General features: G+C 47.2%; 12 protein-coding genes and 2 riboswitches. Of the genes, 3 read left to right on the forward strand and 9 right to left on the reverse strand.

All coding sequences use genetic code 11. The annotated features are described in order from the left end of the window. Window positions 1-133 precede the first annotated feature (133 nt). Both RIN81_RS08055 and RIN81_RS08060 read right to left on the reverse strand, forming a co-directional pair. Window positions 134-2,026 (reverse strand): S8 family peptidase, encoded by a 1,893-nt coding sequence (locus tag RIN81_RS08055; RefSeq protein ID WP_309089109.1) that lies wholly within the window; start codon window positions 2,024-2,026, stop codon window positions 134-136. 13 nt (window positions 2,027-2,039) lie between these two features. Beyond that, window positions 2,040-2,123, reverse strand: a riboswitch (cyclic di-GMP riboswitch). Between the two features lie 283 nt (window positions 2,124-2,406). Continuing rightward, window positions 2,407-3,315, reverse strand: coding sequence for an SGNH/GDSL hydrolase family protein (locus tag RIN81_RS08060; protein WP_309089111.1), 909 nt, complete (start codon window positions 3,313-3,315; stop codon window positions 2,407-2,409). Between the two features lie 141 nt (window positions 3,316-3,456). Between RIN81_RS08060 and RIN81_RS08065 the strand changes: the two genes are divergently transcribed. Next, window positions 3,457-4,116: an ABC transporter ATP-binding protein gene (locus tag RIN81_RS08065; RefSeq protein ID WP_309089113.1), complete on the forward strand. Its 660-nt coding sequence runs from the start codon at window positions 3,457-3,459 to the stop codon at window positions 4,114-4,116. Next, window positions 4,113-5,435 carry an ABC transporter permease gene (locus RIN81_RS08070; protein ID WP_309089115.1) on the forward strand — a complete coding sequence of 441 codons (1,323 nt, stop codon included), beginning with the start codon at window positions 4,113-4,115 and terminating at the stop codon, window positions 5,433-5,435. The genes RIN81_RS08065 and RIN81_RS08070 overlap by 4 nt, the downstream gene beginning before the upstream one ends. A 155-nt stretch (window positions 5,436-5,590) precedes the next feature. Here the strand turns inward: RIN81_RS08070 and RIN81_RS08075 are convergent, their stop codons facing one another. Continuing rightward, complete coding sequence (locus RIN81_RS08075) at window positions 5,591-7,945, reverse strand: phosphodiester glycosidase family protein (RefSeq protein ID WP_309089117.1); 2,355 nt, start codon at window positions 7,943-7,945, stop codon at window positions 5,591-5,593. A 220-nt stretch (window positions 7,946-8,165) separates the two neighbouring features. Here RIN81_RS08075 and RIN81_RS08080 point away from each other — a divergent pair, with 220 nt between their 5' ends. Continuing rightward, on the forward strand, window positions 8,166-10,220 hold the full coding sequence (locus RIN81_RS08080) for a methyl-accepting chemotaxis protein (RefSeq protein ID WP_309089119.1): 2,055 nt from the start codon (window positions 8,166-8,168) through the stop codon (window positions 10,218-10,220). A gap of 79 nt (window positions 10,221-10,299) precedes the next feature. Here the strand turns inward: RIN81_RS08080 and RIN81_RS08085 are convergent, their stop codons facing one another. The 6 genes from RIN81_RS08085 to RIN81_RS08110 form a co-directional block, all read right to left on the reverse strand. Next, window positions 10,300-10,428, reverse strand: a complete 129-nt coding sequence (locus RIN81_RS08085; protein WP_309089121.1) for a hypothetical protein — start codon at window positions 10,426-10,428, stop codon at window positions 10,300-10,302. Window positions 10,429-10,466: 38 nt separating this feature from the next. Continuing rightward, window positions 10,467-10,548, reverse strand: a riboswitch (cyclic di-GMP riboswitch). A gap of 484 nt (window positions 10,549-11,032) precedes the next feature. After that, window positions 11,033-11,425, reverse strand: coding sequence for a Rok-like winged helix domain-containing protein (locus RIN81_RS08090; protein ID WP_309089123.1), 393 nt, complete (start codon window positions 11,423-11,425; stop codon window positions 11,033-11,035). A gap of 199 nt (window positions 11,426-11,624) precedes the next feature. Next, window positions 11,625-12,029, reverse strand: coding sequence for a Rok-like winged helix domain-containing protein (locus tag RIN81_RS08095; protein ID WP_309089125.1), 405 nt, complete (start codon window positions 12,027-12,029; stop codon window positions 11,625-11,627). Between the two features lie 604 nt (window positions 12,030-12,633). Further along, window positions 12,634-13,455 carry a carbohydrate ABC transporter permease gene (locus RIN81_RS08100; protein WP_309089127.1) on the reverse strand — a complete coding sequence of 274 codons (822 nt, stop codon included), beginning with the start codon at window positions 13,453-13,455 and terminating at the stop codon, window positions 12,634-12,636. A gap of 1 nt (window position 13,456) precedes the next feature. Beyond that, window positions 13,457-14,452 carry a carbohydrate ABC transporter permease gene (locus RIN81_RS08105; RefSeq protein ID WP_309089129.1) on the reverse strand — a complete coding sequence of 332 codons (996 nt, stop codon included), beginning with the start codon at window positions 14,450-14,452 and terminating at the stop codon, window positions 13,457-13,459. Further along, complete coding sequence (locus tag RIN81_RS08110) at window positions 14,406-15,719, reverse strand: ABC transporter substrate-binding protein (protein WP_309089131.1); 1,314 nt, start codon at window positions 15,717-15,719, stop codon at window positions 14,406-14,408. The genes RIN81_RS08105 and RIN81_RS08110 overlap by 47 nt, the downstream gene beginning before the upstream one ends. Window positions 15,720-15,733: the final 14 nt, after the last annotated feature.

Consider the following 15,733-nt stretch of genomic DNA (forward strand, 5'->3'; position numbering starts at 1 on the left):
TAAAAAATGTATATTGTCAGATTTTATGACCGTTCAGTTGACATATTCATCTAAAAAGAAATTTGCTTTCAATAAAAAGCCCGGCACTTGGCGGCCGGGCTTCCACTGCTTTTATCACAACAGCGATGATGGTTTATTTTTTGCTTTCAATTAAAATATTCACTGTTTTCCCCATAAAAGAAGGAGCGGCATATGTTCTGCCATACTGCGAAATGGAAACTACTCCGCCTGATACGTTTGCCACCTGCTGGTTTAGTACCTTCCAGGTAACAAGAGGCGTCACATCCACGCGCTGCCCGTTGGACAGAAGGGCTGTAACGGCTACTTGTTGCACCGTTCCCGGTTTTCCGGCTATGCGTTTTGTGCTGACACTCAAGCTGCTTACGCTGGCGTCTACCGTGATATTCACTGTTTTACCGCCGTATGAACCGGAAACCGTTGTTTTACCATAATTTTGAAGGGTTACGAGTCCACGGCTAACAGTTGCTACTTTACTATTGGCTGTTTTCCACTGCGCCGCTTCCGCAATATTTACTTTGCTTCCATCTGCACGTTCAGCCGTTAACTGAACCGCTTTTGTGTCCTGTGGCTTTCCTGCAATACGTGTAGTACTGGCTGCAAGAGAACGAATCGTCGCATCAACCGATACCTTTGCAGTTTTACCGCCGTCCGCTGCACTGATGACCGCTTTACCAAACTGGCGGACCGTAATAACGCCGCCTTCAACGGTTGCGACGGCTGGATTGCTCGATGTCCATGCAGCTTCTTTTGTCCGGTCTGCTTTTGTTCCATCCGTATAAGAAGCGGTAAGCGTAACTGCCTTTGTTTCACCCGGCAGTGCCGAAACCGAAGTGGTGCTGGCTGTGAGGCTGGAAACCACTGTACTCACAGCTGGAGCCGTTTGAGGTGTCTGGGGTGCAGCACTTGCCGGTGCCTGCATCAATCCATAGCCAAACCATGGATCTCTTCCCGCCGTGCCCAAATCCTTGCTTGTATCTTTTAAAATCGTCCGGAGACGGACTGCATCGGCCGTCGGATTTGCCTGCTTTAACAGCGCAAGCTCACCGGCTACGTACGGTGCGGCCATCGATGTACCGCTCATGCGCGCATATCCGTTGTTCAAATAAGTAGAAACAATGCTTTGCCCTGGCGCAGCAATTTCAACCGTACTTCCAGTGGAAGAAAAAGACGCGCGGTTCAAAGAAGAATCTACAGCGCCAACCGCAATTGCCGAGTCATAACGTGCCGGATAATCCACGGTGTCATCTGTTCCAGAAGCCGATCCATCATTTCCTGCCGCTGCTACGACCAAAATGCCGCTCGCATATGCTTTATCGACCAGTGCCTGAAACGCGGCCGAGTTCGTTTGCGTACCGAGACTTAAATTGATAATATCCATTTTATTTGTAATGGCCCAGTCAATGCCGGCTAAAATGCTGGACAAACTGCCTGAACCGCTTTTTTCTAATGATTTAACCGCATACACCTCTGCATCCGGTGCCACTCCTTTTGTGCCAAAGCCATTACTTTCTGCCCCGATAATGCCGGCTACGTGCGTGCCGTGCCCGTTATCATCCTGGTAGGACGTTGTATAAGAAACAAAAGCCGCACCGCCAGCAACCGCTAAATCCGAATGTGCGGCTACTCCTGTATCTACAACCGCTATTTTCACACCCTTGCCTGTAAATCCTGCATTCCAGGAGACCGGTACATTGGTGGCGCCAATTCCCCAATCGAGTGTGTCAGCCGATGCGTGAACGGTAATGTCCTTTTCAATGTGGACTACCTCTTTATTCCTCTTCAGCTCTTTCACTTCATCTGCTGGAAGCGTTACAGAAGCAATCGGCAGCTGCTTAAACGTCTGGTCAATTTCCCCATCCGCCTGTGCAATCGCCTTTTTATCTACTTTTTCATCAAAAATGACAATGACATTTTGTTCCTCTTCCTGCGCCGCGAACGCAGCATTCGGACCAAAAGAAGCGACAAGCAACCCAGTGGCTAACAAACTAGCTGCAGCTTTCTTCATGATGAATTTCCTCCCTGGTAGCTGGCTGGCATACCCAAACGGCTTAGCCCCTATAGCTTTGCGTCTCTGTGTTTCCACAGATTTGCCTTTTCAAATTAAAGCAGTCTAACTGCCTATCTTTATATCGGAGAATCTTCACTGAACTTAAGCCCATTTTCTATCTTTTTTTTGCATTCATATGAAAATGTAACTATAAGTAAAGGCTTAGTTCTTTTTTGGGCCGAAAAATAAGAATCAGGGCCGGAAAGTGCTACAGCCGGGCCGGATTCTCTTTTTTCCGGCCTTAGTGGCCCGTAATCCGGCCATAATCAGCTTTTTCCGGCCATAAAAAGAAGGACTGTCTCATCAGCCAGTTTCCTAGCTTAGAGACACCCCCTTTTTTAACGGCTTAACACCCGATTCACAGACTGATAAATCATATCAGCGCCTTTTGGCGTTAAATGCGTGCCCGAAGAGTCGATTAACCCCGATAGGATCAACCTCTGATCGGTCGCACCGCCGGCTGCCAGATTCATATTTTGATAGTTATCGATCAATGCCACCCTTTCTTCCTTGGCCACCTTACGGATGATGGCATTGTAAGAATCATTCCACTGCCGGGCGCCATTGTATTTTTGGTACAGCTTCTCGTCATAGCGTTTATAAAACACTCCTTGAACAACAGGCGGTGTCGTCATCAGCACAACACGAATTTTCTTCGCTTTCAGCGTATCGGTAAAGTAGCGGATATTCTGCTCAAACTTTGTCTTGGAAACGCGCGCCTGCCCGTTGGACCGGATCACAGCATCATTTGTCCCAAACATAATGGTGACCACATCTGGACGCTTGTTTAACACATCCTGCTGAAAACGATCGCGCCCCATTACCGACGTGTCGCCACCAATGCCTGAATTCACAACGGTATACGTCTGCCCGAGCTTTGTGGCCCATTTTGCCGCCTGCGGATAAGACGGATTCTGCTTCCAGTTCGTTCCCTGCGTATTGCTGTCGCCGAACGTAACCACGATCGTCGATTTTGCCGTTTTCAGCTGGCTGGACGGGACGTATGCCCTGCGGTTTTGAAAGCGAATCTCCGACCATCCACCCGGCGCCTGCCCGTAAACAGATAGGGCAGTATATCTGGACAGTGACCCGATTACTTTCGCACGCGGGCTTGCATTCTCCCGTACCGATAAAGAAGAGGCAATGACCTTTGCCGGCATCGGCTCGGCTGCTTTGGCTGTATTGCTAAACACTGCTGCAAGTGTGAAAAACAATAGCACAGCAGCTAGTACATGATATTTCTTCAAAACAACTTCCCCCACTTACTAGTATAATAGTCTCCAACAAACGATTATACCATATTTTATGAATTAGTATGGATAGGACTGGGAAATTTATAACACTTATGCTAGCATGCTAGCATAACAGAATCTATGGGAGGTTATAAGATGATTACGCTTCGCCGTGTTCAAAAAGCATTTCAAACCGGCAGCAGCAGGCAAGACATTTTGCGCAGTGTGGACTTACAGATCGATCCAGGAGAATATGTCGCCATCATGGGAAAATCCGGCTCTGGGAAAAGCACACTGCTGAACATACTCGGTGCGCTCGACTCCACTGACTCAGGTGAATACATACTAGCCGGCAAACCCGTCCATAAAATGCGGCAGTCGAAACGGACTGCTCTTCGAAACACCGAAATCGGCTTTGTTTTTCAGCAATTTCAGCTTATTCCGAATCTATCTGTTTATCAAAATGTGCTTCTCCCCCTGACATACGGACGAAAAAAACTGGGAAGAAAAAAAGCACGGGTTCTGCAGATGCTAGAAGAAGTAGGACTAGCTGATAAAAAAAAGCAAAAGCCTTCCCGGCTGTCCGGAGGGGAAAAGCAGCGGGCTGCGATCGCACGGGCACTCGTGAATGAACCGTCGATTCTGCTGGCGGATGAACCAACAGGAAGCCTGGATGAAGCAACAACTGAAACAATTTTACAGCTGTTTGACCGCGTTCATCAGCAGGGCACGACGATTGTGGTCATTACCCATGATCAGGAAGTGGCAGACCGTGCGCAGCGGGTCATTCATTTAAAGGATGGTGTGCTCGCATGAGGCTTGGAAATGCATTAAAGCTCGCCTGCTTCGGTCTTTGGTCGAATAAATTTCGTGTCCTGTCCGCCATGATGGGCATTGTCATTGGTCTTTTTGCGGTGATTGTCCTTATTGCCATTGCAGTAGGCGTAAAAGATACCTTGCTAAAGCAGATGGGCAGCCTCGGTGCCGAGCAAATTCTGGTTATGCCGGGCCGCGTCCTCGATTCCGCGAATGGGCAGAAGGACTTTTTAAGCGGCATTACAAGCGTGCCCAGCACGTTAACGTACGAAGATGCCAAAGCCGTTGAAGCGGTGCCGAATGTAAAGTCGGTGACACCACAGCTTGAAACCGTTTCGAAAGCAGCGTATGGAGAACAAAACGTCCAGGCCGTTCTCGTCGGCAGCACCCATCAATATAGCCGTGTTCAGCATGCAGCCCTGGCAGAAGGACGCTTTTTTACAGAAGAAGAACAGCAGTCGAAGAAAAACGTGATTGTGCTTGGCAGCAACATTCATGACGCGCTGCTCGGAAAAACAGAAGAACCCCATTCCGGAAGTACAGGAACCTCGGCTCCTCAAGAAAAAACGTGGTGGCAGCGTGCCCTCGATTCGTTGATGGCAGGTACCGTTGTGTCTGCCGAAGAAAAGACGCTGGTCGGCCAAAAGCTCACAATCGGCGAAAAGGAATACACCGTCATTGGTGTACTAAAGCCGAATGCCACACTCGGATCGAGCACTGATAATAACGTCATTATGCCGATTGAAACGGCGCTGGCCAACACGGATATGAAGTATCTTAACAAAATGATCGTCGAAGCAAACAGCACTGAGGTAATTGATGAAGTAGATGGTGCTGTGTTCTCCGCGATCAAACAAAATCATAAAGAAATAGACTTCAGTGTCGTGAAGCAGGATCAAATGCTCGGAGCTATCGATAACGTGACCGTGATTTTACAAGTGATGCTGCTCGGTATTACGACTGTTGCTCTGTTTATCAGCGGTACCGGCATTATGAACGTCATGGTGATGTCTGTGAGGGAACGTACCCGGGAAATTGGTATTCGCAAAGCGATTGGTGCCACCACCTTTGAAATTATGGCCCAGTTTTTCTTTGAAACCCTCCTTCTTTGTGTGATTGGCGGATTATTCGGCATTGGACTCGGCTATGCGTTTATTGAACTGTGGAATCACTACATTGAGGCGTTTACGCTGACGCTTCCCCTCTGGGCCATCCAGCTGGCTCTCGGTTCTACGATTGTGATTGGCGGCTTGTTCGGCATCTATCCTGCTCTCAAAGCAGCACGAATGAAACCGAGCCACGCGCTTCGGTTTGAATAACGAAAAAACGGGCTTATCCAGCTGGATAAGCCCGTTTTTAAATGATAAGCTGCTTCCTGGGCCGGAATCTGCTTCGCCTGGGCCGGAAAAAGTATTTTCCGGCCGAAACGTACGATATACCGGCCCAACATAAAAGATTCCGGCCCAGCACAATGTTAATTTGTTTTTTCCAGTCCCCGGTTTAAAAAGATACTGAAGTCAGCGCGCTTGATCGGTTCACCCGGCCGGAACGTGCCATCCGGGAATCCTTGCGTAATACCGGATGCAGCCAGTGCATTCACGGAGCTATACGCAAACGTGCCGACATTATTGTCCGGGAAATAATTCCGGTCTGTTTCTGGAAGCTTAAGCGCCCGTGCTAAAACGGCAGCCATTTCGGCCCGTGTCAGCTTTGCCTGCGCATCAAACGTGCCGTCTGTCCGGCCAAACATAATGCCGGCCTGTGTGACAGCGGCAATACTTCCATAAAACGCATACGTCTTTGGCACATCAGAAAAGCCTGGATCTTTCACACCATCTGCCGGCAGCTTCATCGCACGCTGCAGCATAATCGCCGCCTGCACGCGCGTTAAGGTTTCCTGCGGTCCAAACGTGCCGTTCGGAAAGCCGCTGATCACTGCCCGGTCTACAAGCGACGCAATATCACTTTCTGCCCGGAAGTCCACCGGCACATCACGGAACAATTCTTCTTTGTATGAATTGCCGTAGACTGCTTTTAAGGAATCCACATAAACACCCGGCTTCGAAGAAGAAAGAGCAGACAGCTTCGTCCAGCCTGCCTGCACCGGTACGCGTAGGTTCTTCCAGCCGTTCCATGTTACGCTCCCAAAAGAGGCTTGATGAGCCGTTCCCTTTGCATCAAGGAACGTACCGGTCACTTCCGCTCCGTCCGCCTGGCCGTATACACGCAGGCTGGCAAATGACGGACTGCCGGACAGTGCGATTGGCTGGACCGGCCGAACCGTGCCGTCTACTTTCAAGGAGCGGCTGCCGTCGTAATAAAACGTACTGACAGATGGAACTGACCAGCCGGCACCTTCAAATGAATCAAGTACGCTCGCCCGGCTTTCCGGCGGTGCTTGAACGGTAATCGGCAGCTTTACCTCGGCTGTTCCTTTTTTAACCGAAACAAATCCAGAACCTGATCGAGCAGCCGTAAAGGTTGTGCCGGATACAGTCCCAAGATCGGATGTAATCGTCACATTGTCCACTTTCACCGGATTGCCGTACTCGTCCATAATGGAGTGGATGTTCACGTTAACCGATTCTCCAATGGCAAGCGGTGCATCCGATGACAGGCTGGCGTTGATGGTTGTGGGCACACCCTTTGGCGCGGTGGTAATCGCCATTAAAAAGGTTGATACTGGCCGCTCGCCCCACGGGTCAGACGGCTTGTTTTGAATCGTTGCTGTAAAATCACCCGGCTCGCGCGCAAGCATCGTGGTCGAGCCGCCGCCGTCCATATTAAGCGCCCGATCGTAGCCGAGTGACTGAATATACGCGGCAAATTCGGATAAACTCATACCGGTGCTGTATCCCGGCTGGCGTCCATCGACCGTAATAAATGCTATTTTTTCGCCTGTTTGATCGATCGCCACAGCCGTACGCGGCGCTCGCTCGCGTGCTTTCGGGCTGTTTGGGTTCATCGTCAGCGCTACTTTCCCGTCTTTTACGAGCAGCGGCCCGCTGCCGATCATAAAATCGGCTCCCTTCCATTTCGCATCCACATCGACCGATACGGATACGGTATCACCGATTTTCATGCTGCGGAGTGCTTCCGTTTCGGTTCCATGCGCGGACAGAATAAAGCCATCCTTCGGAATTACTGCTCCTGCCGTTTGACCGTATGGACGGAAGCCCGTCACTTTACCGGTTAACATGCCGCCAAACTGAAGCGACGGGTCACTGGCTCCGGATACGATGACTTCATAACCGTACGGGTTGGTCGTCGTTACACCGGATGAAAAATTAGGTGTATACACCATTGTCGTATTCGGATAGCGCTGTCCGTTATGACCCGCCATCGTTCCGGTCGTTCCATTGTGTACGTATGTAAAAGTCGTAGAATAAGAGTCAATCTGTCCTTTTCCTTCTTTGTTGATGCCAAAGGCGATCATCTCGCTGACAAACTCATCTTTGCTTGTTTCAATCATGCCCCCATTTACCAAATAGTTGTCGATGGCGACAAAATAAAGCGGCATCGGCTCCCGGTTAAAAAACGAACCGTTAATCGCCCCGATCACTTCATGCCCTTCCCCGCTTGCCGCAAGTGCCTGCTTGGACGTCTGCACCAGCTTATTAAGCGGATTCGGCACTCCCGCCTGAACCTTTGTGTACGGGTCTGTCGTATCGATTTCCATTACGCGGACCGACTGGGGTACGGTTCCTTCCTCTACAATTTCGGTGTACGTTACCCCATTCGAAACATCAAATTCATCTGTAACTGCCGCCTGCGTCCACGCCGGAAACAGCAGCATCAGTGCGAGCAGTCCCGCTCTTACCCTTTTCATGGAAAACCTCCCTGCTTTTTGAAACTAGTATAGCATAAGCAGATTAAGAGAATAGTGGTCTTCCAGAAGAGAATGTAAAAAGTTAAAAAAAGAGAAAATCAAAAGAAAGTATTGCTTGACCAGGAAAATTCAACTATCCTTTTAAAGGCATGTCTCAATTTCAAGGTAAAATAAGGGTCATTTTACCTATATATACACTCTTAGAAAGAAGGTTATCTGTTTGTCCATACAACGAAAGATTATTAGTTTGCTTGTTGTGCTAATTGTTTTACTTCTCGCGTGCTCCAGTTTTCTGCAATGGATCGAGTCCCGGTCCTTGAAAAAAGAAATGGATGCCGCTTCTGTACACATGAATGAAAACTCTCAAAAAAGTGTTGAAGAAGAACTGACCGAATTAACGGCCAATATGTCAAACCACCTCCTCTCGCTTGAAGAGCAGGTGGATAAAACCATGTTAAATGCGGCTTATACTCTTCAGCAGATGGATACCGCACGCGGGCTGACCAATGCGGATCTTGAAGCAATCGCCAAACAAACCGGCATGACAGATCTTTACCTGGCGAACCGGCAGGGTGTGTTTACGCAATCTACGGAGGAAGCCTCACTTGGGCTGAATTTATTTTCGTTTAACGAAGCGTACCGCTCGGTTCTTGACGGAAAAACGCCAGTTATTGCAGAGCCGCTTATTTTAAAGCAGGAAACGATGGAAATCTTTAAGTTTATGATTGTTCCAAGAGCAGATGGACGCGGCGTACTCGAGGCCGCCATGAATGCCGATATTTTTGAGGCATCCTTAAAAACCTATATTCATAAGGGAAATGGGATAAAAGGCATTTACATGCTCAGTCCGGACGGCCTTGTGTTAACAGGAAATACGGCAGAGGGTGAAAAACCGTTTTGGAAACAAGGAGACACCATCCAAAACGACAATATTGGAGCCGTGCTGAAAAGTGGAAAGCCGCAGCTGCATGTGAACGAGCAAAAGGCGGATATTTTTTACCCTGTTGTAAAAAATGGAAAAACAACTTACGTGCTGTCTGCACAAATCGATACCGCTCCTTATTTCGCCAATGCTTCTATTGCCGAAAAAGCACTTAGTGAAGTCGAGCAGTCACTGAGGGATAATATTATTCAATCGATCATCAGCACGATTGTCATAGCCTCACTGTTTTCCGCCGTTTTCATCTGGATCGTGAGACGGACGTTAAAGCCGCTTCGCGATATAGCGGATCAATCGGAAAGGATCGCCGCAGGAGACTTGCGGACAGAAGGTACGGTTCTGCACAGCGAGGATGAAATCGGGCGCCTGTCCGCTTCATTCAGCAAAATGACCGGACAGCTGCGCCATGTGATTACCCAGATCTCTGCGCATACTGGGCAAGTAGCGGCTTCCTCCGAGGAACTGACGGCCAATGCTGAAGAAATGAGCAGCGCGTCTGAACAAATTTTCTCCACGGTAGCCAGTGTGGCAGCAGCTGCCGATGAACAGCGGCAAAGCATTGAGGATATGACGCGGACGGTTGAAGGCATGTCAGCCGGCGTCGGGCAAATCGCCGAACGCTCCAAGCAAATGATGCGCAGTGCCGGTGAATCTCTTTCCAAGTCAGAGGAAGGAAGCACGTCGATTCAAACAGCGGTGACTCAGATGCATACCATCCAGGAAACCGTGCATGAAACGGCTTCTGTCATTGAAGAGCTCGGCAGACGTTCCCAGGAAATCGGCACATTCACAGAAGTCATCACGACGATTGCCGGTCAGACGAACATGCTGGCACTGAATGCAGCAATTGAAGCAGCCCGGGCCGGCGAGCACGGCAAAGGCTTTGCCGTTGTTGCCGAAGAAGTACGGACGTTAGCCGAGCAGTCATCCAAATCGGCTGCCCGGATCAATGGACTGGTTGCCGCTGTCCAAGCTGAGATCACCCGCTCGGTTGAATCGATGAAACAAGTAATCGGCGAAGTCACAGCAGGAATGGAATCCGTTCATCATTCCGGTGAGTCCTTCCAAAGCATTCACGCGGCTGCCCGGGAAGTGTCGGGCCATATCGAAGCGGTCTCCGCCTCTGTGAAACAGCTGCAGTCAGGCACCGAGCAGGTTCAAGAGGTGATTCGCCTCGTCACCTCTCATTCGCATGAAACGGCCGCCAGCACCCAGCAGGTCTCTTCTTCAACTGAAGACCAAATGGCCGCCATGCAGGAAATTTCATCGTCTTCTGCATCACTTGCTTCCATGGCAGAAGAGCTGCAAGCTTTAACAAGTACCTTTAAAGTATAAAAAGAAAACCGCCCTGCATGCCGGGGCGGTTTTCTTTTTATACTTTTTAGTTTTCGAGACCTGGTATACGTTTTGCCAGTCAGCTGATTCTTTTTCTTGGACGGCTTCCTACCTTCATGTAGTAGCTTCCTTCATTCAGCGTTTTAAAGAATTTGATGCCTACCCATTTAAGCGGCGTCCAGATCTCCTTCATACTGTATAACGGCATAATAAATGCCCTCCTTTATATGAGTGTCCGAGATCGTATTCGACAACTGGCTGGCATAGATTCCCGTTAGCCCCTATAGTTTTGCGTCATCGCTTTTCAGCGATTTTGCCTTTTCGCACAATGTTCGCAGTGTCTTTATTATAAAGAAAAAAACACTAAAGTTATAGGTGTATTCGCTCGACAAATTCTAACAAACCGCGTCGTTAAAGGATTTTTAGTGTCCTTTCCCAAAACACACTTTCGACCTATATCGCTAAAAAACGTTTATATTTTGAATAATATTTATTTAATATAATTTAGTTTTCTTCCAGTCTGAGATCAATATACTACCTACACTGTACATACAGGATTTCACAGGGAAAGGACTTCCAGCGCCCATTCACAGGATGAAAGAAAAAATGTAAATAACCAAGAGCCCTATCTAAAAAGGAAATAATAAACAGTTCTTTTTCTGGAAAGGAAGGGTTGATTGGTAGGTATTTTGCCTTATAAATGAATGATTCTGTCCGTTTATGAAAAACAACGCCACACTCTTTATATAGAGCTTCCATTCCACTCGATCCCCAACATGAAAAAAACCGCCTTATGTAAAGGCGGCTTTTTCTTACTTTACTCCATATTCATAAATATATAAGCCTCGGCCCAGCCGTACAACGCGGTCATACTCGGGCTCTAATGCTTTCATAAAGGAGCTCATGTTGGAAATGCGCTTGCCGGTTGCTCGTTCGACAAACTCCTGAATTTCCACTGCACGAACCGGCTCCTTTCGTTCTCTTAAATAGGCAACGGCCACCTCGCGCAGCTCATGTACATTTTCTCTTGGGCGGCGGCTTACTGCATGCTCCTTCTCCCTGCCTTCACTGGTTTCCAGCTCTTGCAGTCTTGTTAAAAGTGCGTCCCGCTCTTTTTGTAATACTTCCAGCATCTGTGCTTCCGCCTGATCAATTTGGCTTAGTCTTGTTTTAATCGCTTGTTGTTCGGTAAATCTTCCGCTCAAAATGAATCCCGTTCCCTCCTAGGAAATGACAGATGATCTTTCTTAATCTTTCATTTAGTTCCATATTATACTATAAATGAGTAACTTTTGGTCTACTTAAGTTACTAAAAAATAATAAATTTCTTTTTGTTATTTCGCAACTTTAAACACTCATTTTGTGCGCTTTTTCTCCAGTAAAGCCACATTGCCTTCCTTTACTTTATGCGTGCGACAATATCTTTTTTTCACACACATACAGCCCGCGCCCAAGCTTGCGGACCTCCGGATATTTTGGCATCAGTGCATTCATAAATGCGCTCATATTGCCAATATGGTGGCCGGTCTGTTCTTCTACATACTGCTGAACCGTAAAGCCGCGGACAGGACGCTTTTCCTGTTTTAAATACGCCACAATCACTTCCTGCAAATATTCTACATACGCTGACCGCCGTCGTTCCTTCACACTGCCGGCTCTCTTTTTTGCATTCGGCAGCTTCATCATCGCCAGCCTGAATTCTAATTGCTTTCGTTCCAAATCAAAATGCCGTCTAATTTCTCTTTCTGTCTGATCAATTTGATAAAGACGATTTTGAATCGCTTCCCGTTCTCCAAACGCTGCTTTCATTATTACATCTGCCTTTCTCTCAAATTAAAAATATATTTAATTTACATATTTAAGCGCATATAAACTCATGAATCTTTTTACCTAAAACACATATAGAGTGTGACAAAATTGTTTACACTCTATGATGCTGTAAACCGGATTGCTTGACACCTGATTGCTTTCCTTTTATTTACCGGCACAGCCACCTGTCCACTATTCGTTCTGTAGTATACTCTTATTATACCATTTTTGTTCTTTAGAAAGAACAAAACAAGCGAAAAAATGAAATGGAACACTTTTTAAAGAGAATAAGCCTAAAAATAAGGTATCCAAACCATTTCAGTCCATATAAAGCCTGGCTCATGGATTCCGACAACATATGCAGGCATGCTGGATGTATTAGTTCGATGCTGAGATATCTTATAAGTCTATTATCCTACAAAAACTCGAAATAACCATCTTTTTCTCTCGACAAATTGTGACAGCTCTGTTTTCCAGAAGATGAGCAGCGGTCGTGTTCCTCATTCGTCACACCCTACTTTTTGCACGGCTCAAAAAAGAAAAAAGAAGAACCGGGGTTTATTCTTTCAATACCCGGTTCTTTCTAAAATGATATTCTCCCTCCTCACTTTACACTTCCAGCTGTTAAGCCTTGCAGGAAATACTTTTGAACGAACAGGAACACAACGATAAGCGGTGCGCTGGCCATAAAAGACAGGGCCATTAATGCATTCCATTCGGTCGTAAATTCCCCAATTAACATGCCAATCCCGATGGTAAGCGGCCGGACACTAATCGAATTGGTCAGCACGATCGCAAATAAAAATTCATTCCAGGCCAGGATAAAGGTATACACACCCGTGGCAATTAATCCTGGCAGACTTGGCGGGAGAATAATATAAAAGAATGTCCGAAAAGGACCGCAGCCATCAATTTTAGCCGCTTCGTCCAGTTCATATGGGATCGTCGTGATAAAATCACGCATCATCATAATGGAAAACGGCAGCGCAAACGATGTATAAGCCAGAATAAGAGCAAAATAACTGTTGTACAGGCCCACGCGGGTAATAAACAAAAAGTATGGGATGACGAGAAGAACCATTGGGAACATTTGTGTAATCAAAATGTATGTAACGGCTGTTCTCTTCCCTTTAAATTGGAATCTGGAAAATCCGTAGCCCGCTAACGCAGCAAACAAAAGACAAACAAACGTGACAGACAGGGCGATAATATAACTGTTTACAAACAGCTTCATCAGCTCTGCATTTTCAAACACCTTTCCGAACGCCTCAAGCGTCCAGTTTTGCGGCAGGATCGACAGAGGCATAGAGAATACCTCGGTGTTGGCCCTGAAAGACACACTGACCATCCAAAAAATCGGAAGAAGCGCGATGCTTCCCAATACAATTAAAGCTGCATACGTTGTGTATTGCGGCCTGCTTGTCATCTTACGCTCTCTCCTTTCGAATCGACGCCCGAATGTACAACGAGGAAATCACAATCATGATCATCAGCATGAAAATAGCGGTCGCAGATGCATAGCCAAAATCAAGCGTTCTAAATGCATAATGGTACACATATGTGGATAGAATTTCGGTTGAGTTTACCGGACCTCCGCCCGTCATAAGAAACACAAGGTCAAAAGAGCGGAAATTCCAGATAAATTCTAAAACCGCTACGGTTAAGATGATGTTTTTAATCTGGGGAATGGTAATGTAGAACAGCTTTTGAAAAAAGCCAGCACCGTCAATATCAGCTGCTTCATATAAATCGTGAGAAATCGTCTGCAGGCTCGCTAAAATCATCAGCATCATAAACGGAAAACCGCGCCATACATTGGCGATAATGACCGCAAAAAGAGCCGTTGTTTCATTGCTCAGCCACGCCGTCTGCGAAATGGTCTCCAGCCCAATGCCTTTCAACAGATAGTTGACGAGGCCGAACGGATTAAACATGAGCATAAAAATCGCAGCTACAACCGTGGAAGACGTCAGCCACGGAAACATTAAAAGCGCCCGGAATACGCCCCGGAATTTCGAATTGATCGGCTGATTTAATAAAAGGGCAAAGGTCATGCCGGCCGTCAGCCCAAGAAGTACACTCGTAAAAGTAAAAATAACGGTATTTTTTAAGGCGTTCCAAAACAGCGGGTCGACAATAAAGTGGCTGTAATTTGCCAGACCGGCAAAAACTGGATTCGCTTTGTCCGTGTAATCGTAAAAGCTCATTTGAATCACCTGGAAAAGCGGGTAGCCTGTTAACAGAATCAAAAGCGTCATCGCCGGCATAATAAAAGAAACCTTTACAAAGAACTGCTGCAGGTCCTTTACTTTATTTCCTGACGGTTCCTCCTTGTTTTTGGAAAAAGGGAGGCTCTTTGAGAGCCCCCGCAGACCATCACTGCTCAGCTTTTTCAAACGCTGCATTCCAATATGTCGCTGCATCGTCCAAAGCCTCCTTCGCTGTCTTTTTATCCGTTAAATAGTTTTGCACTTCAATTGTAAACTGCTTTCTTAAATCATTCGCCTGCGGCAGAAAGTTGTCAATCACTTCTACCCGGTCTGCCGTTTCCGCTTGATCGATAAACACCTTCAAATACGGGTCTTCCTGGAAATAAGGGTCCTGCATCGTTTGTTTATTGTACGGGAAGAAGTTTGTCGCTTTGTCCCACAGCAGCTGTCCTTCTGCACTGCCCATAAACTCGATAAACTTCCAGGCCGCTTCTTTGTTTTTCCCTTTTGATGCTAGAGTCAGAACCGAGCCCTGTGCGATCGTACCTGTTTGTTCACCAGCCGGAAGAGGAACAACCCCAAATTCTAAATCAGGGTTCAAGCCTTCTTGAATTTTAACGCCCCACGGGCCTTCAAACATAAAAGCGACATTTCCTGCTGAGAAGTTCGCCCGTTTTTCTTTTTCACCCGCACTCAATTCACCAGGCGTTGTGACTTTGTGTTCTTTTACCAAAGACTTATAAAACTCCAATGCTTTTACGCCCTCTGGCGTATTAAAGGCCGCCCGGTTATTTTCGATAATTTTCCCCCCGGCTTGAAGGATAAACGGGAATACCTCGTAAGAAATAACCGTTGGCGGCTCAGCAGCCAGGTTGCCTGTCAGTGCATATCGATTTTTGCTTGTATCCGTTAGTTTAATGGAGGCAGCTAAAAACTCGTCCCATGTTTTAGGCGGCTCGACACCTGCTTCTTCGAGAAGCTTCTTATTATAAAACAAGGCAATGTTTCCGTTCGTAATCGGAATGCCGTAGCGCTTGCCTTTCCACGGCTGTGTCATTGGGCCTTCAATAGCCGCCTGGTAGTCTTCCGGCAGCTTCTCAATATACGGATCAATCGGGTCAATCATACCGGCGTCCGCAAACTCTGTTACCCAGGCTCCCGAAGCCGTAATGACATCCGGCGGCATACCCGCTAAATCCAGGGATAAGAGCTTGTCATGCTCCTGCGCGAAAGGAATATCTTCAATGATGAGTTCAATATCCGGGTGTTTTTTTTCAAAAGCAGCTTTTACTTCGTTGATTTTGTCAGGACCTTGTTCATTTACCCAGTGCTGCATCCAGCGCACCTGCGTTCTTCCGTCGTCGCTTTTGGATGCTTCCTGCTCTGGCTCAGAACCGGCTGTATTGGATGTTGAAGGAGGGGAACATGCAGTCATTAATAATGAAGCAGCAAAGAGCGTTGAAAACCATTTTTTCTTCAAAAGATTCATCTCCC

It is taken from the genome of Domibacillus sp., from assembly GCF_031181085.1.
Lineage (GTDB): Bacteria > Bacillota > Bacilli > Bacillales > Domibacillaceae > Domibacillus.

What these genes read in the sequence shown, in the direction of transcription:
- RIN81_RS08055 (WP_309089109.1), bottom strand. Translation starts at nt 2,026, where the DNA reads ATGAAGAAAGCTGCAGCTAGTTTGTTAGCCACTGGGTTGCTTGTCGCT.
- RIN81_RS08065 (WP_309089113.1), top strand. Translation starts at nt 3,457, where the DNA reads ATGATTACGCTTCGCCGTGTTCAAAAAGCATTTCAAACCGGCAGCAGC.
- RIN81_RS08070 (WP_309089115.1), top strand. Translation starts at nt 4,113, where the DNA reads ATGAGGCTTGGAAATGCATTAAAGCTCGCCTGCTTCGGTCTTTGGTCG.
- RIN81_RS08075 (WP_309089117.1), bottom strand. Translation starts at nt 7,945, where the DNA reads ATGAAAAGGGTAAGAGCGGGACTGCTCGCACTGATGCTGCTGTTTCCG.
- RIN81_RS08085 (WP_309089121.1), bottom strand. Translation starts at nt 10,428, where the DNA reads ATGCCGTTATACAGTATGAAGGAGATCTGGACGCCGCTTAAATGGGTA.
- RIN81_RS08095 (WP_309089125.1), bottom strand. Translation starts at nt 12,029, where the DNA reads ATGAAAGCAGCGTTTGGAGAACGGGAAGCGATTCAAAATCGTCTTTAT.
- RIN81_RS08100 (WP_309089127.1), bottom strand. Translation starts at nt 13,455, where the DNA reads ATGACAAGCAGGCCGCAATACACAACGTATGCAGCTTTAATTGTATTG.
- RIN81_RS08105 (WP_309089129.1), bottom strand. Translation starts at nt 14,452, where the DNA reads ATGCAGCGACATATTGGAATGCAGCGTTTGAAAAAGCTGAGCAGTGAT.